17 protein-coding genes are annotated in these 21,507 nt (G+C 71.2%); 16 read left to right on the top strand and 1 reads right to left on the bottom strand.

Annotated features, from left to right (window positions below; genetic code table 11):
• Nucleotides 1–113: 113 nt before the first annotated feature.
• Complete coding sequence (locus ADL25_RS21250; protein WP_234380991.1) at nt 114–1,640, bottom strand: hypothetical protein; 1,527 nt, start codon at nt 1,638–1,640, stop codon at nt 114–116.
• 220 nt (nt 1,641–1,860) lie between these two features.
• On the opposite strand from ADL25_RS21250, the gene ADL25_RS21245 reads away from it, so the two are divergent.
• From ADL25_RS21245 to ADL25_RS21170, 16 genes are all read left to right on the top strand, one after another.
• A complete protein-coding gene (locus ADL25_RS21245; protein WP_059129344.1) occupies nt 1,861–3,042 on the top strand; it encodes an ROK family transcriptional regulator in 1,182 nt (393 codons plus the stop codon).
• Between the two features lie 119 nt (nt 3,043–3,161).
• Nucleotides 3,162–4,679, top strand: coding sequence for a sugar ABC transporter ATP-binding protein (locus ADL25_RS21240; RefSeq protein WP_059129343.1), 1,518 nt, complete (start codon nt 3,162–3,164; stop codon nt 4,677–4,679).
• Nucleotides 4,676–5,695 (top strand): ABC transporter permease, encoded by a 1,020-nt coding sequence (locus ADL25_RS21235; RefSeq protein WP_059129342.1) that lies wholly within the window; start codon nt 4,676–4,678, stop codon nt 5,693–5,695. Before ADL25_RS21240 ends, ADL25_RS21235 begins: the two co-directional genes overlap by 4 nt.
• Before the next feature lie 17 nt (nt 5,696–5,712).
• Nucleotides 5,713–6,753 carry a substrate-binding domain-containing protein gene (locus ADL25_RS21230; RefSeq protein WP_059129341.1) on the top strand — a complete coding sequence of 347 codons (1,041 nt, stop codon included), beginning with the start codon at nt 5,713–5,715 and terminating at the stop codon, nt 6,751–6,753.
• Between the two features lie 58 nt (nt 6,754–6,811).
• Nucleotides 6,812–8,020, top strand: coding sequence for a Gfo/Idh/MocA family protein (locus tag ADL25_RS21225; RefSeq protein ID WP_059129340.1), 1,209 nt, complete (start codon nt 6,812–6,814; stop codon nt 8,018–8,020).
• Nucleotides 8,021–8,033: 13 nt separating this feature from the next.
• On the top strand, nt 8,034–9,032 hold the full coding sequence (locus tag ADL25_RS21220) for a sugar phosphate isomerase/epimerase family protein (protein WP_059129339.1): 999 nt from the start codon (nt 8,034–8,036) through the stop codon (nt 9,030–9,032).
• 91 nt (nt 9,033–9,123) lie between these two features.
• Complete coding sequence (locus ADL25_RS21215; RefSeq protein WP_059129338.1) at nt 9,124–11,631, top strand: PQQ-dependent sugar dehydrogenase; 2,508 nt, start codon at nt 9,124–9,126, stop codon at nt 11,629–11,631.
• An 11-nt stretch (nt 11,632–11,642) separates the two neighbouring features.
• Nucleotides 11,643–12,977 carry a ThuA domain-containing protein gene (locus ADL25_RS21210; protein WP_059129337.1) on the top strand — a complete coding sequence of 445 codons (1,335 nt, stop codon included), beginning with the start codon at nt 11,643–11,645 and terminating at the stop codon, nt 12,975–12,977.
• 83 nt (nt 12,978–13,060) lie between these two features.
• Entirely contained in the window at nt 13,061–14,209 is a 1,149-nt protein-coding gene (locus ADL25_RS21205) for an inositol-3-phosphate synthase (protein ID WP_059129336.1), read from the top strand.
• Nucleotides 14,206–15,159 (top strand): SCO3242 family prenyltransferase, encoded by a 954-nt coding sequence (locus ADL25_RS21200; protein ID WP_079050502.1) that lies wholly within the window; start codon nt 14,206–14,208, stop codon nt 15,157–15,159. Before ADL25_RS21205 ends, ADL25_RS21200 begins: the two co-directional genes overlap by 4 nt.
• Nucleotides 15,156–16,085 (top strand): sugar phosphate isomerase/epimerase family protein, encoded by a 930-nt coding sequence (locus ADL25_RS21195; protein ID WP_059129335.1) that lies wholly within the window; start codon nt 15,156–15,158, stop codon nt 16,083–16,085. Before ADL25_RS21200 ends, ADL25_RS21195 begins: the two co-directional genes overlap by 4 nt.
• Entirely contained in the window at nt 16,082–16,780 is a 699-nt protein-coding gene (locus ADL25_RS21190; RefSeq protein WP_059129334.1) for an EboA domain-containing protein, read from the top strand. The genes ADL25_RS21195 and ADL25_RS21190 overlap by 4 nt, the downstream gene beginning before the upstream one ends.
• A complete protein-coding gene (locus tag ADL25_RS21185) occupies nt 16,780–17,628 on the top strand; it encodes a TatD family hydrolase (protein ID WP_059129333.1) in 849 nt (282 codons plus the stop codon). Before ADL25_RS21190 ends, ADL25_RS21185 begins: the two co-directional genes overlap by 1 nt.
• A 3-nt stretch (nt 17,629–17,631) precedes the next feature.
• Nucleotides 17,632–18,801: a metabolite traffic protein EboE gene (eboE, locus tag ADL25_RS21180; RefSeq protein ID WP_059129332.1), complete on the top strand. Its 1,170-nt coding sequence runs from the start codon at nt 17,632–17,634 to the stop codon at nt 18,799–18,801.
• Nucleotides 18,798–20,252: a nucleotide pyrophosphatase/phosphodiesterase family protein gene (locus ADL25_RS21175; protein WP_059129331.1), complete on the top strand. Its 1,455-nt coding sequence runs from the start codon at nt 18,798–18,800 to the stop codon at nt 20,250–20,252. Before eboE ends, ADL25_RS21175 begins: the two co-directional genes overlap by 4 nt.
• Nucleotides 20,253–20,263: 11 nt before the next feature.
• Entirely contained in the window at nt 20,264–21,424 is a 1,161-nt protein-coding gene (locus ADL25_RS21170; protein WP_234380990.1) for a sugar phosphate isomerase/epimerase family protein, read from the top strand.
• Nucleotides 21,425–21,507 lie beyond the last annotated feature (83 nt).

Here is a 21,507-nt window from a genome sequence, read left to right as displayed (position 1 = left end):
GTCCGCGCCTACGACGTGCCGGGTGCCGCAAGGTCTTCGCGGACAAGAAGTCGGGCAGGAACGTTTCCATGTCTTCGCCGCCCTGGCGGAGTTCATCCGCGAACTCAGGGCGGCTACAGGCCCGCCCGGGTCAGCAGCCACTCCATGCGCTCGACGGGAAGGAACGGCGAGGCACCGGCGGCCTCCGCGACGTGCTCCGAGGAGTCGGAGAGGAGTCGGAACAGGGATGGGAGCGGGAGATTGCGGTGGGGAGCGACCGCACGGCGGACGCGGTCTTCGGGGTCGGAGGCCAGCTTCTCGGCGAGTTCCGACGGCAGATTCGGATCGTGGGGGGCGAAGGAGCGGAGCCGGGGTTCAGGGTCGGTGGCGAAGCGGCGCAGTGCCTCTGAGGGGAACGTCAAGACCTCCTCGTTGTCCCACCAGAACGTGAACTTGTCCCGTCGGCGGTAGCGGCGCTCGATGTTCTCGGCGGTCGCGGGATCGACCAGGTGCGGGGCGGTGCGCGGCAAGGTGAGGCGGACGATCTCCTCCTCGTCGTCGAGCAGTCGGGCGACCGCGTCGGCGGGGAGGGCCTTGCTGACGGCTGCTGAGAGTCGGAAGCTGACATAGGGCGAGTCGATGTGCGGCAGCGGATCGGCCGTAACCCATTGCAGGCGCAGGATCCGCAGCTCCGTGGGCGCGGCGACGTCTTGGTACCACTGCAGGACCGTTTCGTCGTCGGCGTCGGGACTCGGGTCGGCCATCGAAAGTGAAAGCTCGTGGACCGAGGTGTGGATCTGCGCCCGCACGTGCTCCGGCGTGTCAGGTCGGGCGAAGACCGTCACCCGGACGCTCAAGGCCGGATCAACGGCAAGGGCATCGCGGACCGACGGCGGTAAGTCGGGATGCCGGGCGAGCTCAGCGCGCACCTCGCTGTCCGCATCACCGGCGAGCTGCTGGAGGGTGTCCGCGTCGAGAACGGCGTGGATCATCGCGCCCGCCCGGGTCACGGGGTCCGCCAACAGCGTCGGTAGCAGGTCCGAGGGCGGTACCGGATGCGGCCGATGGGCGAAGTAGGTCGAACAGGCCGCGGCGCGGACCTCGGCCTCGGGATCGGTCAGCAGGATCCGGCGGACTGCTTCCGGCGCTTGGGTCCAGTGTTTCGCCAGCGCGGCGCGGATCGAGGGGTCGGAGTCAGCGGCGAGGCGGGCCCGGAGGTCGGGCGGCGTGTGATGACCCTGGGCCAGGTACTGACGGACCCGTGGGTCGGGATCGTCGATGAGCTGCTCCAGCATCTCTCTCGGCGCGGTCGCGGCGCGGACGACGAGCGCGGACCGGACCGCCTTGTCTTGATGGGCGGCCAGACGGATGCGAAACCGGTCCGGCAGCCGGTCGTTGAGGGCCAGGCTGTGCAGGAGCCAGCGGTCGTCCATCGCAATGATCTCGGCGAGCATGTCCTCGGTGAGGTCCGGACACCTCGCGACCTTCACCCCGCCCCGCCGCCATGCGAACAGTCGCCGGACCATGGGAGCCGGCAGGGCTGAATTCATCGCCAACCCGTCCATCACCTTGTCGAGGTGGACCGGAGTCAGGGCGTCGGCGTCCGTGCGGCCAGGATGCCAGGCGGACTTCGACGCGAGCTGCCGGGTGGCGGTCGGCATCGATCAAGGCTCGCTCGACGTCCGAGACGCGGCGATGCACTGACCGTGGGGACCAACGTGTCACCACGCCCGGCCTCGGACCCGCCTTTGTCCTGTGAGTGGAGAAAGATTGCGGGAATCCCTGCGCGACTTCTTCCCACTCCCGGCAGTCGCTGCTACGTTCCACTCGAAAGCCCGACACTGGTAGCCGAATTGAGGCGGGGAGGGGCGCGTGAGACGCATGACTGCACGACCGGCGAACGCGCACCAGGCCCGCCTGCTCAAGCTGTTGCGCGACGGAGGACCCAACTCCCGGGCGCAGCTGGGCGATCAGGTCGACCTCTCGCGGTCCAAGCTGGCCGTGGAGGTGGACCGGCTCCTGGAGACGGGACTGGTGGTCGCGGACGGGCTCGCCGCCTCGCGCGGTGGTCGCCGCTCGCACAACATCCGGCTCGCCCCGAACCTGCGTTTCCTCGGTGTCGACATCGGCGCGACCTCGGTCGACGTCGCGGTCACCAACGCCGAACTGGAAGTGCTGGGGCACCTCAACCAGCCCATGGACGTACGCGAAGGCCCGGTCGCGGTCTTCGAGCAAGTCCTGGCCATGGCGGCGAAGTTGCGGGCCACGGGACTGGCCGAAGGCTTCGACGGCGCCGGTATCGGCGTCCCGGGCCCGGTCCGCTTCCCGGAGGGCGTGCCGGTGGCGCCGCCGATCATGCCGGGCTGGGACGGCTTCCCGGTACGGGAGGCGCTCAGCCAGGAGCTCGGCTGTCCCGTCATGGTCGACAACGACGTGAACCTGATGGCCATGGGGGAGCAGCACGCGGGCGTCGCACGCTCCGTGGGCGACTTCCTCTGCATCAAGATCGGTACCGGCATCGGATGCGGCATCGTCGTCGGTGGTGAGGTCCACCGCGGTACGACGGGCAGCGCGGGCGACATCGGTCACATCCAGGCCGTGCCCGACGGACGCCCCTGCGCCTGCGGCAACCGGGGCTGTCTAGAAGCCCACTTCAGCGGCGCGGCACTGGCCCGCGACGCGCTGGAGGCGGCCCAGCAAGGACTGTCGGCGGAACTCGCCTCCCGGCTGGAGACGAACGGCGGGCTCACCGCCGTCGACGTCGCCGCCGCGGCCGCGGCGGGTGATGCCACCTCGCTCGACCTCATCAGGGAGGGCGGCACCCGCACCGGCCAGGTCATCGCCGGCCTGGTCAGCTTCTTCAACCCCGGTCTCGTGGTGATCGGCGGCGGTGTGACCGGTCTCGGCCACACCCTGCTCGCCGCGATCCGCACCCAGGTCTACCGCCAGTCGCTGCCTCTCGCGACCGGCAACCTGCCCATCGTCCTCGGTGAACTGGGCCCGAACGCCGGTGTCATCGGCGCGGCCCGTCTCATCAGCGACCATCTGTTCTCGCCCGCGTAACGGCTCGTCCCGCAAGAGATCCACCAGCACAGCGCCCTGCTCTGCCCTGCCCTGACAACGCCTGCCCGGCACGCGTTCCGCCCTGAAACCGGCTCGCACGCCCGCCGAGGGGAACCCACATGGCACCAGAAACACCGCTGCTCAGCATGTCCGGCATCACCAAGTCGTTCCCCGGAGTACGGGCCCTCGACGGCGTCGACCTCGACGTACGGGCCGGTGAAGTGCACTGTCTGCTCGGCCAGAACGGGGCCGGCAAGTCCACCCTCATCAAGGTCCTGGCCGGTGCGCACCAGCCCGACACCGGCGCGATCCACTGGCGCGGCGAACCCGTCACGCTCCGCTCGCCGATCGCCGCCATGAGGCTGGGCATCGCCACCATCTACCAGGAACTCGACCTGGTGGAGCATCTGTCGGTGGCCGAGAACGTCCACCTCGGCCACGAACCCACCAGTGCCGGCTTCGTCGTACGGGGCAAGGCGGCGCGGGCGTCGACGGCCGCGCTGCTGCGACGGCTCGGCCACCCGGAGATCGACCCGGGGCGCCTGGTCGGGGAGTTGTCGGCCGCCCAGCAGCAGATCGTGTCCATGGCGCGGGCGCTCTCCCACGACGTACGGCTCATCGTGATGGACGAGCCGTCCGCCGCGCTCGACCCGGACGAGGTCGACAACCTGTTCCGCATCGTGGGCGACCTGACCGCCGACGACGTCGCGGTCGTCTACATCTCGCACCGGCTCGAGGAGATCCGCCGCATCGGCGACCGGGTGACCGTCCTCAAGGACGGCCGGGCGGTGGCGGGCGGACTGCCGGCGAAGTCGACGCCGACCCGGGAGGTCGTGGCGCTGATGACGGGACGCAACGTCGAGTACGTCTTTCCCGAGCGGCCCTCCTCGGACCCCACCGGCGAGCCCGTCCTTCAGGTGCGGGGGCTGGCGCGGGACGGCGAGTTCGCGCCGCTGGACCTCGAGATCCGCCCCGGTGAGATCGTAGGCCTCGCCGGTCTCGTCGGATCGGGCCGCTCCGAGGTGCTCGAGACGATCTACGGCGCCCGCAGGCCCACCACCGGCCAGGTTCTCGTCGACGGGCGCCCGCTGCGCCCGGGGAGCGTCCGCGCGGCGGTGCGCGCGGGACTCGGGCTCGCCCCCGAGGAACGCAAGGCGCAGGCGCTGCTCATGCTGGAGTCCGTCACCCGCAACGTCTCGGTCTCCTCCCTGTCCCGCTTCTCGCGCGGAGGCTGGATCGACCGTCGCGCCGAACTCGGCGCCGCACGCGCGTCGACCCGGGAGCTGTCCCTGCGCCCCGACAACCCCGCCGTACCCGTTCGCACGCTCTCCGGAGGCAACCAGCAGAAGGCCGTCCTGGCCCGCTGGCTGCTGCGCGGCTGCCGCGTGCTGCTGCTCGACGAACCGACGCGCGGCGTCGACGTCGGCGCCCGCGCCGAGCTCTACGCGGTGGTGCGCCGGCTCGCCGACGAGGGCCTCGCGGTGCTGCTGGTCTCCAGCGAGGTGCCCGAGGTGCTCGGCCTGGCCGACCGTGTGCTGGTACTGCGCGAGGGACGCGTCGTGCACACGGCGCCCGCCCGCGAACTCGACGAGCACCGTGTCCTCGACCTCGTCATGGAAGGGAGCCCGGCGTCATGACGCAGCCCGTGTCCCCGCCGCGCGACAGCACCGACAAGGTGCCGTCGATCGGCCAACCGTCCGCCTGGCGCGTCCTCGCAGGCCGCGCGGACGTCCGTACCCTGTCCCTCCTGGGGGTGCTCGCCGCACTGGTCCTCATCGGCGGCATCACCAAACCGGACGAGTTCCTCGACACCCGCAACCTCCAACTCGTCCTCACCCAGGCATCGGTGATCGGGGTCGTCACCGTCGGGATGACCTTCGTCATCACCTCGGGCGGGATCGACCTGTCGGTGGGCGCCATCGTCGCTCTCGCCTCCGTGTGGGCGACCACGGTCGCGACTCAGGAGTACGGATTCGCCGGCATCCTCTTCACGGCGATGGTCGTCGGAGTGGGCTGCGGGCTGGTCAACGGCCTGCTCATCGCATACGGCGGCATGGTCCCGTTCATCGCCACACTCGCCATGCTGGCCTCCGCGCGCGGTCTGGCGCTGCAGATCACCGACGGCCGGACGCAGATCGTCACCGTCGACGGGATACTCAAACTGGGCGAGCGCGACTCCTACGTGCTCGGCATCCCGCCGCTCGTGCTGGTCTTCGCCCTGGTGACGGTCATCGGCTGGCTGGTGCTGAACCGCACCACCTTCGGGCGCCGTACGGTCGCCGTCGGCGGCAACGCGGAGGCGGCCCGGCTCGCCGGTATCGACGTACGGCGCCAGCGGCTGTACCTCTACCTGCTGTCCGGGCTGTGCTGCGGCATCGCGGCCTTCCTCCTGATCATCCTGTCCGGCTCGGGCCAGAACACCAACGGCAATCTGTACGAACTGGACGCCATCGCGGCCGCGATCATCGGCGGCACGCTGCTCAGCGGGGGCCGCGGCACCATCGTCGGCTCTGTCCTGGGTGTCCTGATCTTCACCACGATCACCAACATCTTCGCCCTGAACAACCTGCAGAGCGACGTTCAGCAGATCGCCAAGGGCGCGATCATCGTCGCCGCCGTGCTGGTCCAACGCCGTACCGCAAGCACGACCTGAGGAAAGGGTTCACCGCCATGTCACAGCTCACCAGCCGCAGAGGGCTGCTCTTCGGGAGCGCCGCCGTGTCCGCCGGTGCCCTGCTCGCAGGTTGCACAAGCAATGAGACCAAGTCCGAGAAGCCCGCCGGGAACGACCAGCCGGCCGCCGACGACAAGCCCGGCAAGCACGTCACCATCGGATTCGCCGGCCCGCAGGCCGACCACGGCTGGCTCAACGCCATCAACGACAACGCCAAGAACCGTGCCAAGAAGTACTCGGACGTCACGCTGGAGATCACCGAGGGCTCCAACGACACCGCCGCGCAGATCGGCCAGATCGAGACCCTCATCAACAAGAAGGTCGACGTGCTGGTGGTCCTGCCCGCCGACGGCAAGGCGCTCACCCAGGTCGGGCTGAAGGCGATGCGGGCCGGGATCCCGGTCGTCAATCTCGACCGCATCTTCAACACCCCGCAGGCCTACCGCTGCTGGATCGGCGGCGACAACTACGGCATGGGCCTCAACGCGGGCCACTACATCGGCGAGAAGCTCAAGGGGAAGTCGGACGCCCGGGTCATCGAGCTGGCCGGCATCGACAACCTCGAGCTGACCAAGCAGCGCACCCAGGGCTTCGACGACGCCCTGAAGAACTACCCGAACATCAAGAAGGTGGCCCGCCAGGCCGCCGAGTTCACGGTGGAGTCGGGTCAGGCGAAGATGGCTCAACTCCTCCAGGCGCAGCCCAAGTTCGATGCGCTGTGGAACCACGACGACGATCAGGGCGTGGGCGCGCTGCGGGCCATCGAGCAGGCCGGGCGCGACGACTTCCTGATGGTCGGCGGGGCCGGGGCGCTGTCCGCGTTCCAGGCCATCAAGCAGGACAACGGCGTCCTCAAGGCGACCGTCCTCTACCCGCCGACCATGGCCGCCTCCGCGATCGACCTCGCGCGCGCCCTCGGTCAGGGCAAGGGCATCGGCGGCCTCGCCGAGTACGAGATCCCGGCGTCGATCACGCTCTACTCGGCAGTCGTCGACAAGGACAACGTCGACCAGTACATGCCCACCGGCTTCCGCTGACGGGTTCCGCCCGCACCCCCCACGGCTCTTTCACCACGAGGACGAGGAGGACATCCGTATGGGACAGCCGCAGCAGCCGGACGGGACAGAGGGAGAGAAGCCGCCACTTCGCGTCGGCATGGTCGGTTACGCCTTCATGGGCGCCGCCCATTCCCAAGGCTGGCGCACTGTGGGGCGCGTCTTCGACCTGCCGCTGCGGCCGGTCCTGGCCGCGATCTGCGGCCGCGACGGCGCTGCCGTGCGAGCGGCGGCCGACCGGCACGGCTGGGCCGCCGCCGAGACCGACTGGCGCGACCTCGTCGCCCGGGACGACGTCGACCTCGTCGACATCTGCACGCCCGGCGACAGCCACGCGGAGATCGCGCTCGCCGCCCTGGCCGCCGGAAAGCACGTGCTGTGCGAGAAGCCCCTCGCCAACACGGTCGAGGAGGCCGAGGCAATGGTGGAGGCGGCTGAAGCGGCGCGCGCCAACGGCCGGTTGGCGATGGTCGGCTTCAACTACCGGCGCCTGCCCGCCACCGCCCTCGCCCGGAGCATGGTCGCCGAGGGCAGGCTCGGCACCCTGCGGCACGTACGCGTGACCTACCTCCAGGACTGGCTGGTCGACCCCGGGTTTCCGCTGACCTGGCGGTTGAGCAAGGAGCACGCCGGCTCGGGCGCCCTCGGCGACCTGGGCGCCCATATCGTCGACCTCGCCCAGTACCTGGCGGGGGAGCGGCTGGCCGGGGTCTCCGCGATCACCGAGACCTTCGTGCGGGAGCGTCCGCTGCCCGAGGGTCCCACGAGCGGCCTCTCCGCAGTATCGGCCGGCGGCACCGGAGCCGTCACCGTGGACGACGCGGCCCTGTTCACAGGACGCTTCACCTCCGGTGCCCTCGCCTCCTTCGAGGCCACCCGCTACGCCACCGGGCGCAAGAACGCCCTGCGCATCGAACTCAACGGGGAGCGCGGTTCGTTGGCCTTCGACCTGGAGCGCCTCAACGAACTGTCGTACCACGACGGCACCGAGCCGGGCGCACACGCCGGCTTCCGCCGCATCCTCGTCACCGAACCCGACCACCCCTACCTGGACGCCTGGTGGCCGCCGGGCCACGGCCTCGGCTACGAGCACAGCTTCGTCCACCAGGCCCGCGACCTGGTGCACGCGATCGCCGCGGGCCGCACCCCCGAGCCGTCCTTCGCCGACGGACTCCAGGTGCAGCGGGTCCTCGCGGCGGTGGAGGAGAGCGCCCAGAAGAACTCCGTCTACACCCCGACAGCGGTCTGAGGAGGCCTTGGTCATGCCGCGCACTTTCACGCTCTTCACCGGCCAGTGGGCGGACCTTCCGCTGGAGGAGGTCTGCCGGCTGGCCCGCGACTTCGGCTACGACGGACTCGAACTCGCCTGCTGGGGCGACCACTTCGAGGTCGACAAGGCGCTCGCGGACCCGTCGTACCTCGCCTCGCGCCACGAACTGCTCGACAAGTACGGCCTCAAGTGCTGGGCGGTCTCCAACCACCTGGTCGGCCAGGCCGTCTGCGACGCCATCATCGACGAGCGTCACCAGGCCATCCTTCCGGCGCGCATCTGGGGTGACGGCGACGGGGAAGGCGTACGGCGACGGGCCGCAGCCGAGATCGCCGACACCGCCCGTGCCGCCGCGGCCTTCGGCGTCGACACCGTCATCGGCTTCACCGGCTCCGCGATCTGGCACCTGGTCGCCATGTTCCCGCCCGCCCCCGAGACGATGATCGAGCGCGGTTACGAGGACTTCGCCGAGCGCTGGAACCCGATCCTGGACGTCTTCGACGCCGAGGGCGTGCGGTTCGCGCACGAGGTCCACCCCAGCGAGATCGCCTACGACTACTGGACGACACAGCGGGCGCTCGAGGCGGTCGGCCACCGGCCCGCGTTCGGGCTGAACTTCGACCCCTCGCACTTCGTCTGGCAGGACCTGGACCCGGTCGGCTTCCTGTGGGACTTCCGTGAGCGGATCTACCACGTCGACTGCAAGGAGGCCCGCAAGCGCCTCGACGGCCGCAACGGCCGCCTCGGCTCCCATCTGCCGTGGGGAGACCCGCGCCGCGGTTGGGACTTCGTGTCCGCCGGGCACGGCGACGTCCCGTGGGAGGACGTCTTCCGGATGCTGCGCTCCATCGACTACCAGGGCCCCGTGTCCGTCGAATGGGAGGACGCCGGCATGGACCGGCTCCAGGGCGCCCCCGAGGCCCTTTCGCGCCTGAAGGCGTACGACTTCGAGCCGCCGTCGGCATCCTTCGACGCGGCGTTCGGCAACTGACCGCTTTTCCGCTTTTCCGCATCTCCGGGATGACGGCGCATCCCGGCGTCAGCACCCGCCCCGTACAACCGGCCCCTTTCTGGAGGCACTCGTGCACGGGAACGACCGCATCATCGGCACCGACAGAATCGAGACCCACAGACGACGCCGCCCGTCCCTGCGCAAGGCAGTCGCCCTCCTAGGCGGCGCACTGCTGGCAGGCGCGTCCCTCACCCTCACCGCACCCCAGGCCGGCGCAGCCGTCACCGACCGGGGTGCCGTCGCCGCCGAGGACTTCCAGCAGGTCACCCTCGCCAAGGGCGAGGCGGAGGTCGGCGAGCCCATGTCGCTCGCCGTCCTCCCGGACCGCTCCGTCCTGCACACCTCGCGCGACGGTGAACTCCGCCTGACCGACGCGGCGGGCAACACACGCCTCGCCGGCAAGCTCGACGTGTACTCGCACGACGAGGAAGGCCTGCAGGGCGTCGGCGTCGACCCGCACTTCACCGACAACCGCTTCATCTACCTCTACTACGCGCCCCCGCTGAGCACACCCGCGGGCGACGCCCCCGAGAACGGCACCGCGGCCGACTTCACGCCTTTCGACGGTGTGAACCGGCTGTCCCGTTTCGTGCTCAAGACGGACGGCACGCTCGACCCGGCCAGTGAGAAGAACATCCTCGAGGTCAAGACGTCCCGCGGCATCTGCTGCCACGTCGGCGGTGACATCGACTTCGACGCGGCCGGCAACCTGTACCTGTCGACGGGCGACGACACCAACCCCTTCCAGTCGGACGGCTACAACCCGATCGACGAGCGTTCCGACCGCAACCCGGCCTTCGACGCCCAGCGTTCGGCCGGCAACACCAACGACCTGCGCGGAAAGATCCTGCGCATCAAGGTGAACGACGACGGCTCGTACTCCATCCCGGACGGCAACCTCTTCCCGCCCGGCACGGACAAGACCCGCCCCGAGATCTACGCGATGGGCTTCCGCAACCCGTTCCGCTTCAGCGTGGACAAGGAGACCGGCATCGTCTACGTGGGCGACTACGGTCCCGACGCGGGTGCCGCCGACCCGAAGCGCGGCCCCGGCGGGCAGGTCGAGTTCGCCCGGGTCACCGGCCCCGGCAACTTCGGCTGGCCGTACTGCACCGGCGACAACGATGCGTACGTCGACTACGACTTCGCCACCGGGACGTCCGGCGCGAGCTTCGACTGCAACGCGCCGAAGAACAACTCGCCGCACAACACGGGTCTGACGGACCTGCCCCCCGCCCAGTCCGCCTGGATTCCCTACGACGGCGCGTCCGTGCCCGAGTTCGGCGACGGCTCGGAGTCCCCGATGGGCGGCCCGGTCTACCACTACGACCCCGCTCTTGACTCGCCGGTGAAGTTCCCCGAGGCCTACGACGGCAACTTCTTCGCGGGTGAGTTCGGGCGCCGCTGGATCAAGCGGATCGTCAGCGACACGGACGGGAACGTGCAGTCGATCAACCCCTTCCCGTGGACCGGCACTCAGGTGATGGACATGGCCTTCGGGCCCGACGGCGCGCTCTACGTCCTCGACTACGGCACCGCCTGGTTCGGCGGCGACGACAACTCGGGTCTGTACCGCATCGAGAACGCGACCGACGGCCACTCGCCGGTGGCGCAGGCGGCGGCGAGCAAGACCTCAGGTCAGGCACCCCTGAAGGTGGCGTTCTCCTCCGCGGGAAGCAGCGACCAGGACGGTGACGCGCTCACCTACAGCTGGGACTTCGGTGACGGAAGCACGTCGACCGCCGCCAACCCCTCCCACACGTACCGGAAGAACGGGACCTACACGGCGACCCTCACCGCCAAGGACGGCGACGGCCGGACCGGCGGCGCGAGCGTGCAGATCGTCGTCGGCAACACGGCACCGAAGGTGACCGTCGAACTCCCCCAGGACGGCCAGCTGTTCAGCTTCGGTGACGCCGTTCCGTTCAAGGTGAAGGTCACCGACCCGGAGGACGGCAATAGCGTCGACTGCTCGAAGGTCACGGTCAACTTCGTCCTCGGCCATGACACCCACGGCCACCCGATCACCTCGGCCAACGGCTGCTCCGGCACCATCCAGACCACCGCCGACGGCGGTCACGACGAGGACGAGAACATCTTCGGCGTCTTCGACGCGCAGTACACGGATGGTGGAGGCGGCGGACAGGCCCCGCTCACCTCGCACGACCAGAGCGTCGCCCAGCCGCGGCACCGCCAGGCCGAGCACTTCGGCACCTCCTCCGGCATCTCGGTGATCACGAAGGACACCGCGCACGGCGGCAGGACGGTCGGCGACATCGACAACGGCGACTGGATCTCCTTCACGCCGTATGTCCTGAGCAACGCCAAGAAGATCACGGCGCGTATCTCCTCCGGCGGCGCGGGCGGCACCCTCGAGGTCCGCGCGGGCTCGGCGAAGGGGACCCTGCTGGGCAAGGCGACCGTACCGGTGACGGGCGGCTGGGAGAACTTCCAGGACGTCAGCGCGAACCTGTCCCGCGCCCCGAAGGGCACGACCACGCTCTACCTGGTCTTCAAGGGGAGCACCGGGTCCGGCGCCCTGTACGACGTCGACGACTTCACGTTCACGACGAGCTGAGGAGGGGAACCATGCACGCGACCGGCAGACTGACGACCGCCGTTGTGGGAGCGGCCCTGCTGCTCGGCTGTGTCTCGGGGCCCGCCGCCTCGCACTCCGCCGACGGCAAGCGCGTACTGGTCTTCTCCAAGACCGCCGGCTTCCGGCACGACTCCATCCCGGACGGTGTCGCGGCGGTGCGGCAACTCGGCGGGACCGGCGGCTTCGCCGTCGACGCCACGGAGGACGCGGGCGCCTTCACCTCGAAGAACCTCAAGCGCTACGACGCGGTGGTGTTCCTGTCGACGACGGGAGACGTGCTCGACTCCGCGCAGCAGAGCGCCTTCGAGGGCTACATCAGGCACGGCGGCGCATACGTCGGTATCCACGCGGCCGCCGACACCGAGTACGACTGGGAGTTCTACGGCGGCCTCGCCGGCGCCTACTTCCAGTCGCACCCGGCGATCCAGCAGGCGAAGGTGGACGTGGAGGACCGCGCCCACCCGGCGACCTCGGAGCTGGCGCAGACCTGGGAGCGGACCGACGAGTGGTACAACTACCGCTCCAATCCACGGGAGAGGGCCCACGTCCTCGCCTCGCTCGACGAGTCGTCGTACACCGGCGGCACCATGAACGGCGACCATCCGATCGCCTGGTGCCAGAACTATCAGGGCGGCCGCGCCTTCTACACCGGAGGTGGCCACACGAAGGAGTCCTACACCGACCCCGCCTTCCTCGCGCACCTGCGGGGCGGGATCGGCTGGGCGATCGGCGACGCCCAGGCGGACTGCCGCCCGGAGAACGGCTACCGGCCGCTCTTCGACGGTACGGCCGAGTCGCTGTCCGGCTGGAAGCAGGCGGGTCCGGGCTCCTTCACTCTCGACGACGACGGCACCCTGACGTCGTCGGGCGGTCTGGGCATGCTCTGGTACGCCGCGTCGGCCTTCTCCAGGTACTCGCTGAAGCTCGACTGGAAGACGGCCGGTGACGACAACTCCGGTGTGTTCGTGGGCTTCCCGCCCTCGGACGACCCGTGGTCGGCCGTGGACAACGGCTACGAGGTCCAGATCGACGCCACCGACGTACCCGAGAAGACCACGGGGTCCGTCTACGGCTTCCGCTCCGCCGATCTGAAGAAGCGCGACCGAGCGCTGAATCCGCCGGGGGAGTGGAACACGTACGAGATCCGCGTGGAGGGCGAGCACCTCCGCGTGTGGCTCAACGGCGTCAAGATCAACGATTTCACCAACACCGATCCGGCGCGGAGCCTGCGCGACGGACACGTCGGCATCCAGAACCACGGATCCGGCGACGAGGTGTCCTTCCGGGACATCCGCATCAAGGAACTGCCCGCCAAGGGCAAATGAGCGGCGGCGGGCGGGAGACGCCGGACTCCCGCCCGCCGTCTTCCTCCCGACCTGCCGAGGTTCGCAACGCAAGGAGGCTGCCCATGTCCGCGTCCCCTTCCCGAGCCCGTGCCGGTGTGTGGCTGATCGGTGCCCGCGGCTCCGTCGCCACGACCGTCGTCGCGGGGTGCGCCGCCGTCAGTGCGGGTCTGCACCCACCCACCGGCATGGTCACCGAGACGTCCGTGTTCGCCGCCTCGGGGCTTCCGGCGCTGTCGTCCCTCGTCTTCGGCGGCCACGACACGGTGGACTGCCCGCTGCCCAAACGCGCGGAGGCACTGGCGGCCGGCGGAGTGCTGCCGCCCGGTCTGCCCTCGGCCGTCATGGCCGAACTCGCCGCCGCCGACCGTGAGATCAGGCCGGGCGGTCCCGACCCGGCCGACACGCGGAGCCAGGAGGAGCTGATCGCCGCGTTCGCCGGGGACATCGACGACTTCGTGCAACGGCGCGGCCTCGAACGCGCGGTGGTGGTGAACGTGGCCTCCACCGAGCCGTCCGCCACCGGTGACGCGCTGCCGCCGAGCTCGCTGTACGCGGCGGCCGCGCTCAGGGCGGGCTGCCCGTACGTGAACTTCACCCCCTCGACCGGCCTGCACCATCCGGCCCTGGAGGGCACCGCGGCCGCGAGCGGACTGCCGTACGCGGGCCGCGACGGCAAGACCGGGCAGACACTGCTGCGGTCGGTGCTGGGCCCGATGTTCGCCCAGCGGGCCCTCGCGGTGCGGGCCTGGTCCGGGACCAACCTGCTGGGCGGCGGCGACGGCGCCTCGCTGGCCGACCCGGACGCGGCCGCCGCCAAGAACGCCGGCAAGGAGAGGGTCCTCGCCGACACTCTCGGCACATCCGTCGAGGGCGAGGTGCACATCGACGACGTCCCCGCCCTCGGCGACTGGAAGACCGCCTGGGACCACGTCGCCTTCGACGGCTTCCTCGGCGCGCGCATGGTGCTCCAGACCATCTGGCAGGGCTGCGACTCGGCGCTGGCCGCACCGCTGGTGCTCGACCTGGCGCGGCTCGCGCTGCGCGCCCACGAGGCCGGTCTGTCCGGCCCCCTGGAAGAGCTCGGCTTCTACTTCAAGGATCCGATGGGGCGCGGACCTTCGGCGCTCGGGGAGCAGTACGCGGCGCTGGCCGGCTTCGCGGACCGGTTGCGGGAGACGGGCGCCGAAGAGGGCCCGGAGGGACCGCGATGAGCCATGGCGACACGGCCACGGACCCGGTCGACGCACCCGGCGCTCGCAGGGTCGGCGGCGGCCGGACCGGACTCGGAGCCTGGGCCGAACTGCTGCGCCTGCCCGCCCTGTTCACCGTGCCCGGAGACGCACTGGCCGGTGCGGCCGCGGTCCCGGCGGCCCCGGGTCGCCGCACCGCCCTGGCCATCGGCTCCTCCCTGTGCCTGTACGAAGCGGGCATGGCCCTCAACGACTGGGCCGACCGGGACGAGGACGCCCTGGAACGCCCTCACCGCCCCCTGCCCTCCGGACGTATCGCCCCCGCCGCCGCCCTCACCGCCGCCTGCGCCCTCACCGTGGCAGGCCTCGCCCTGGCCCGCTGCGCCGGCCGTCCCGCGTTCCGGGTCGCGGTCCCGCTCGCGGCCACCGTATGGGCGTACGACCTGGGCCTGAAGCGCACACCGGGCGGCCCGCCGGCGATGGCGGCGGCACGTGGCCTGGACGTGCTCCTGGGGGCGGCGGCCACCGGGGGCCACATCCGTCCGGCCCTCGCCCCGGCCGCCCTCCTCGGCAGTCACACGCTCGCCGTCACCACCGTGTCCCGCCACGAGACGCGGGGCGGCTCACCCCTGTCCGCTCTGGCCGCACTGGTCACGACCGGGGCGCTGACCCGGCTGCTGCCACGCCGGGGGGCAGGGGCCACCGCCGCGGGGACTCCGGCACCCCCCACGGGCACCCTCGGCGCGGCGCTCGCCGCCGCCTATGCCGCGACCGCCGCCCGGCCCTACCTCCACGCCACCCTGAATCCGTCACCCCCGCTCACCCAACGCGCCGTGGGAGCCGGCATCCGCGCCACGATCCCGCTCCAGGCGGCACTCGCGGCCCGCTCCGGGGCCCCGGTCAGCGCGCTGCTCACCGCGGCCCTGGCCCCTCTCGCCGCGAAGTTCGCGAGGAAGGTGAGCGTGACATGACTCCCGGACCTGGCGCGCTCCGCTTCGGTTACGGCACCAACGGCCTCGCCGACCTCCGTCTCGAGGACGCCCTCGCGCTGCTCGCCGACCTCGGCTACGACGGCGTCGGACTGACCCTCGACCACATGCACCTCGACCCGCTGGCTCCCGACCTGGCCTCCCGCACGCGCAGGCTCGCCCGCCGCCTGGAGACCCTCGGCCTGGAGGTCACCGTCGAGACCGGTGCCCGCTATGTGCTCGACCCGCGGCGCAAACACGGTCCCTCCCTCCTGGACGCCGCCCCGGACGACCGTGCCCGCCGCGCCGACCTGCTGTCACGGGCCGTCCGGATCGCCGCCGAGCTCGGCGCCCACGCGGTCCACTGCTTCAGCGGCACCGTCCCGGAGGGATGCGACGAGGACACGGCCTGGAAGCGGCTCACTGAGGGGCTCACCCCCGTCCTCGAGGCCGCAGCCACCGCGGACGTCCCTCTCGCCGTCGAACCCGAACCGGGCCATCTCCTCGCCACCCTCGCCGACTTCCACCGGCTGAGGGAGGCTCTCGCGGACCCCGAACACCTGGGCCTCACCCTCGACATCGGACACTGCCAGTGCCTGGAGCCGCTGCCTCCCGCGGACTGCGTACGTGCGGCCGCCCCCTGGCTGCGGCACGTCCAGATCGAGGACATGCGCCGGGGCGTGCACGAGCACCTCCCCTTCGGAGAGGGCGACATCGACTTCCCGCCGGTCCTCGCGGCCCTGTCGGACGCCGCCTACCGGGGGCTGACCGTCGTCGAACTGCCCCGCCACTCCCACGCCGGGCCCCACCACGCCCAGCTCTCCCTCCCGTTCCTCCGCACAGCGGCGGCGGCCGCCACCACCCACAGGCCGGTCGCCACCCCCACCCATGGCGCGCCCTCCGCCACCCCCGATGGGAGCTCCGCATGACCCACCCCCACGCCGCCCCGGGCACCCCCGCGTCCGGTGCCGCCCTCGCCCGCACCCCACCGGAGGAACTGCACGCCCGACTCGGCACCCACCTCGACGCAGGCGCCCGCGCCTGGCTCGACCGGTCACTCGACGAGGCCGCCGCCCACCCCGGCGCCCACGGCCCCATCTCCGTCTGGGAGTTGCGCCTCGCGGAGGCCGGACGCCGCTGCGGTCCCGTACACGCCGACGCGGCTCGTGTCCTCATCCTCCACGCGGCCCGCGCCGACACCACGGCACTCACCCGGGTCTACCGGCAGGGCACCGCCGACGAGCGGCGCGCCGTCCTGCACGCCCTGGCCCACCTCGTGCCGGGCCCCGAGGCCCTTCCGCTCGTCGAGGACGCGCTGCGCACCAACGACACGCGGCTGGTGGCCGCCGCCGTCGGCCCGTACGCGGCCCGGCATCTCGCCGCCCACCTCTGGCGGCACGCCGTCCTGAAGTGCCTGTTCACCGGCGTGTCCGTCGCCGGTGTGACGGACCTCGCGCGGCGCGCCCGCGGTGACGCCGAACTCGCCCGCATGCTGCGCGACTACGCCGCCGAGCGGACCGCCGCGGGCCGCCCCGTGCCGGAGGACCTGCACCGCGTCCTCGCCCTTACCGAGTCCGCGCCCACTCCGCCCCCCGCGGACGCCCCCCACGGCAAGGAGTCCTGATGCGCATCTTCGACCCCCACATCCACATGACGTCGCGGACCACGGACGACTACGAGGCCATGTACGCCGCGGGCGTCCGCGCCGTGGTCGAACCGTCCTTCTGGCTCGGCCAGCCCCGCACCTCTCCCGCCTCCTTCCTCGACTACTTCGACTCCCTCCTGGGCTGGGAACCCTTCCGCGCCGCCCAGTACGGCATCGCCCATCACTGCACCCTCGCCCTCAACCCGAAGGAGGCGGGCGACCCGCGCTGTGGACCGGTCCTCGACGAACTGCCCCGGTACCTCGTCAAGGACCGGGTCGTGGCCGTCGGCGAGATCGGCTACGACTCGATGACCCCCGCCGAGGACACCGCTCTCGCCGCACAGCTGCAGCTCGCCGCCGATCACGGGCTGCCCGCGCTGGTCCACACCCCGCACCGCGACAAGCTCGCCGGCCTGCGCCGCACCCTCGATGTCGTGCGGGAGTCCGCACTGCCCCCGGACCACGTACTGGTCGACCACCTCAACGAGACCACCGTCAAGGAGGCCAAGGACAGCGGCTGCTGGCTGGGGTTCTCCGTCTACCCCGAGACCAAGATGGACGAGGGGCGGATGGTCGCGATCCTGCGGGAGTACGGGCCCGAACGGGTCCTGGTGAACTCCGCGGCGGACTGGGGCAGAAGCGACCCGCTCAAGACCCGCAAGGTCGCCGACACGATGCTCGGGGACGGCTTCACCGAGGACGAGGTCGACCGGGTGCTGTGGCGCAACCCCGTGGCGTTCTACGGGATCAGCGGCCGGCTCGACCTCGCTCCCGCCGGCACGGCGGCGACCCACGAGGGCAACTCGATCCTGCGCGGCGGGGAGTGAGGCATGCGCTTCCGCCACCCGGACGGCTCCACGGTCCATCTCGCCTACTGCACCAACGTCCACCCGGCCGAGACGCTCGACGGCGTCCTCCTCCAACTGCGCGACCACTGCGAGGCGGTGCGCCGTCGCCTCGGCAGGGACCGCCTGGGCATCGGCCTGTGGCTCGCCAAGGACGCCGCCCGGGCGCTGGTCACCGATCCGTCCGCGCTGCGCCGACTGCGCACCGAACTCGATCAGCGGGGCCTTGAGGTCGTCACCCTCAACGGATTCCCGTACGAGGGCTTCGGCGCCGAGGAGGTCAAGTACCGCGTCTACAGGCCGGACTGGGCCGACCCCGAACGCCTCGACCACACCACCGCCCTCGCCCGCGTCCTCGCCGGGCTGCTCCCCGACGACGTCAGCGAGGGCAGCATCTCCACGCTGCCGCTGTTCTGGCGTACCGCAGCGGACGAGCGGCGGGCGCAGGCGGCCCGCACCGCCCTGCGTACCCTCGGCGAGCGCCTCGACGCCCTGGCGGAGTTGACCGGACGATCCATCCGCATCGGACTGGAGCCGGAACCCGGATGCACCGTCGAGACCACCGCGGACGCCATCGCCCCGCTGACCTCGATCGCGCACGAACGCATCGGCGTCTGTGTCGACACGTGCCACCTCGCCACCTCCTTCGAGGATCCGCACCCGGCCCTCGAGGCGCTGCGGCGGGCCGGTGTACCGGTGGTCAAGACCCAGCTGTCGGCGGCCCTGCACGCCGAGCACCCCCACCTCCCCGAGGTCCGCGAGGCCCTCGCCGCGTTCGACGAACCGCGCTTCCTGCACCAGACGCGCACCGTGACCGACTCCGGCCTGCAGGGCACCGACGACCTCGGTGAAGCGCTGCGGGGCGACGTCCTGCCCGACGGATCGCCCTGGCGCGCCCACTTCCACGTACCGCTGCACGCGGCCCCCGCCGCCCCGCTCACCTCGACACTCCCCGTGCTGAAGGCGGCACTGACCCGGCTCGTCGGGGGCCCGCACCCCCTCACCCGTCACCTCGAGGTCGAGACCTATACCTGGCAGGCCCTCCCGCCCGAGCTGCGCCCCCGGGCCCGCGCCCGGCTCACCGACGGCATCGCCGCCGAACTCATGCTCGCCCGGGACCTGTTGACCGACCTCGGCCTGAAGGAGCTGCCATGAGCACCCACCGGACCGACAAGGACCCCACCCCGCTCCTTGTCCTGGACGTCGTGGGCCTCACCCCCCGCCTCCTCGACCACATGCCGCACCTGAAGGCGCTGGGCAGGTCCGGCTCGCGCGCCCCGCTCGGCACCGTCCTGCCCGCCGTCACCTGCGCCGCCCAGTCCACCTTCCTCACCGGGGCCATGCCCTCCGAGCACGGCATCGTCGGCAACGGCTGGTACTTCCGCGAGCTCGGCGACGTACTCCTGTGGCGACAGCACAACGGTCTCGTCTCCGGCGACAAGTTGTGGGACGCCGCCCGTCGTGTGCACCCCGGCTACACGGTCGCCAACATCTGCTGGTGGTACGCCATGGGCGCGGACACCGACATCACCGTCACACCCCGCCCGGTCTACTACTCCGACGGCCGCAAGGAACCGGACTGCTACACCAGGCCACCGGCCCTGCACGACGAACTCACGGACAGACTGGGCACGTTCCCCCTGTTCCACTTCTGGGGTCCCGGTGCCGACCTGGTCTCCAGCCGCTGGATCATCGACGCGACCCGGCACATCCTGCGCACCCGCCGCCCCGACCTGGCCCTGTGCTACCTCCCGCACCTCGACTACGACCTCCAGCGGTTCGGCCCCGACGACCCCCGCTCGTGGCAGGCGGCGGCCGACCTGGACGCAGCCGTGGCCCCGCTCCTCGACGAGGCCCGCGCCGAGGGGCGTACCGTCGTCGCCCTGTCCGAGTACGGCATCACCCCTGTGGACCGGCCGGTCGACATCAACCGTGTCCTGCGCCGCGCCGGACTGCTCGAGGTGCACACGCAGGACGGTATGGAGTACCTCGACCCGATGGCCTCCCGCGCGTTCGCGGTCGCCGACCACCAGATCGCCCATGTCTACGTACGTCGCCCGGAGGATCTGGAGGCGACCCGGGCCGCGCTCGCGGACCTCCCCGGCATCGAGCGGCTCCTCGACGACGAGGGCAAGAAGGCCCATCATCTCGACCACCCCCGCTCCGGCGAGCTCGTCGCCGTCGCGGAGCCGGACGCCTGGTTCACGTACTACTACTGGCTCGACGACGCCCGTGCCCCCGACTTCGCGCGACTGGTCGAGATCCACCGCAAACCCGGCTACGACCCGGTCGAGCTGTTCATGGATCCGCTCGACCCCTATGTCAAGGTCAAGGCGGCGACCGCCCTGGCCCGCAAGAAGCTCGGCATGCGCTACCGCATGGCGGTCGTGCCCCTCGACCCCGCGCCCATCCGCGGCAGCCACGGCCGCCTTCCCATGAGCGACGACGACGGTCCGCTCATCCTCTGCTCCACCCCCCGCGCCGTCGGTGACCGCGTCGCGGCCACGGACGTGAAGTCACTCCTGCTCGCCCTGGCGGGGCTCGCCCCGTCACCGCACGAGAGCCCGCGGGCCGCGAGCGCCGACCAACCGGACCACCAGCCCTGAGAGAGGCACCCGTGAAGGACATCCACGAAACAGCCCACGACACCGATGAATCGCTGCGCCGCAGCCTGGGTATCGGCCGGCGCCGCTTCCTGAGCACCTGCACCGCCGTCGCGGCGGGCGCGATCGCCGCCCCGGCCTTCGGTGCGGGGCCCGCTGTGGCCGCGCCGACGGCACCGGCCGGGAAGGGCGGCAGAGGCCAGGCGCTCGTGCCCGCCGACAAGCGCGGCATCATCCTCTACACGGTGCGGGACGCCACCGGCCGTGACCCGCTCTCCACCACCCTGCCCTCCGGGTTCCGCGAGGTGTTCAAGCAGCTCGCCCGCTTCGGCTACAAGCAGGTCGAGTTCGCCGGCTACGGACAGCACGCCAACGCGCCCGGCGGGGCCAACCTGGAGTCCGTCGAGGGCGCCCGGCTGCTGCGCCGCTGGCTGAACGAGTACGGGCTGCGGGCGCAGGGCAACCACGGCTTCATCCCGAGCTCCTGGCCCCTGACGAAGGAGGACCTGGACACCTTCAAGAAGCACCTCGAGATCGCGAACATCCTCGGCATGGACCACATGGGCACCGGAGGCGACCCCACCGGCAGCTCCTACCGGGCGGACTGGGACGTCGCCGCCGACAAGTGGCACCAGTTGGGCGAGATCGCCCGCAGGGCCGGGCTCAAGCTCTACACCCACAACCACGACGCGGCGTACGGCTTCCTGCTCGACGGCGGGCCGCTCGACGCGCAGGGCCGCCCGACCCGCAGCTCCGGCATCCGCAAGCTGGAGTACTTCCTGTCCATCACCGACCCGAAGCTGATCTGGCTGGAGATGGACATCTACTGGGCGCACGTGGCCCAGTACAAGTTCCACACCTACACCGCCCACGACGGCTCCACGCGGGAGAAGGTCTTCGACCCGGCCGGCCTGGTCACCCGTCACAACAAGCGCTACCCGCTGTTCCACGCGAAGGACGGCGTGGTCAACACCACCAACGGACAGGGCTACGACATGGTCCCGTTCGGCACCGGTGTCATCGACTACACGACGTTCTTCTCGCGGGTCGGTGAGCGCAACTACCACAACCCGATGGTGGAGCAGGACAACGCGCCCAGTTCCACCGACCCGGGCCAGTCGCTCGAGCACGCGCGGATCGGCTACGACAACCTGGCCGCTCTGCGCAGGAAGTAGCGCCGGTTCCGGCGGACCCCGGACGCACCAGGAGGCCCCTCCCCGAAAAACCGGGGGAGGGGCCTCCTCACGTGCCGGGAAAC

It is taken from the genome of Streptomyces sp. NRRL F-5122 (genome assembly GCF_001507435.1).
Lineage (GTDB): Bacteria > Actinomycetota > Actinomycetes > Streptomycetales > Streptomycetaceae > Streptomyces > Streptomyces lannensis.
Note: the sequence above shows the minus strand (reverse complement) of the source record. Positions and strands in the feature narration are given on the sequence as shown.

What these genes read in the sequence shown, in the direction of transcription:
- ADL25_RS21250 (WP_234380991.1), bottom strand. Translation starts at nt 1,640, where the DNA reads ATGCCGACCGCCACCCGGCAGCTCGCGTCGAAGTCCGCCTGGCATCCT.
- ADL25_RS21245 (WP_059129344.1), top strand. Translation starts at nt 1,861, where the DNA reads ATGACTGCACGACCGGCGAACGCGCACCAGGCCCGCCTGCTCAAGCTG.
- ADL25_RS21240 (WP_059129343.1), top strand. Translation starts at nt 3,162, where the DNA reads ATGGCACCAGAAACACCGCTGCTCAGCATGTCCGGCATCACCAAGTCG.
- ADL25_RS21235 (WP_059129342.1), top strand. Translation starts at nt 4,676, where the DNA reads ATGACGCAGCCCGTGTCCCCGCCGCGCGACAGCACCGACAAGGTGCCG.
- ADL25_RS21230 (WP_059129341.1), top strand. Translation starts at nt 5,713, where the DNA reads ATGTCACAGCTCACCAGCCGCAGAGGGCTGCTCTTCGGGAGCGCCGCC.
- ADL25_RS21225 (WP_059129340.1), top strand. Translation starts at nt 6,812, where the DNA reads ATGGGACAGCCGCAGCAGCCGGACGGGACAGAGGGAGAGAAGCCGCCA.
- ADL25_RS21220 (WP_059129339.1), top strand. Translation starts at nt 8,034, where the DNA reads ATGCCGCGCACTTTCACGCTCTTCACCGGCCAGTGGGCGGACCTTCCG.
- ADL25_RS21210 (WP_059129337.1), top strand. Translation starts at nt 11,643, where the DNA reads ATGCACGCGACCGGCAGACTGACGACCGCCGTTGTGGGAGCGGCCCTG.
- ADL25_RS21205 (WP_059129336.1), top strand. Translation starts at nt 13,061, where the DNA reads ATGTCCGCGTCCCCTTCCCGAGCCCGTGCCGGTGTGTGGCTGATCGGT.
- ADL25_RS21200 (WP_079050502.1), top strand. Translation starts at nt 14,206, where the DNA reads ATGAGCCATGGCGACACGGCCACGGACCCGGTCGACGCACCCGGCGCT.
- ADL25_RS21195 (WP_059129335.1), top strand. Translation starts at nt 15,156, where the DNA reads ATGACTCCCGGACCTGGCGCGCTCCGCTTCGGTTACGGCACCAACGGC.
- ADL25_RS21190 (WP_059129334.1), top strand. Translation starts at nt 16,082, where the DNA reads ATGACCCACCCCCACGCCGCCCCGGGCACCCCCGCGTCCGGTGCCGCC.
- ADL25_RS21185 (WP_059129333.1), top strand. Translation starts at nt 16,780, where the DNA reads ATGCGCATCTTCGACCCCCACATCCACATGACGTCGCGGACCACGGAC.
- eboE (WP_059129332.1), top strand. Translation starts at nt 17,632, where the DNA reads ATGCGCTTCCGCCACCCGGACGGCTCCACGGTCCATCTCGCCTACTGC.
- ADL25_RS21175 (WP_059129331.1), top strand. Translation starts at nt 18,798, where the DNA reads ATGAGCACCCACCGGACCGACAAGGACCCCACCCCGCTCCTTGTCCTG.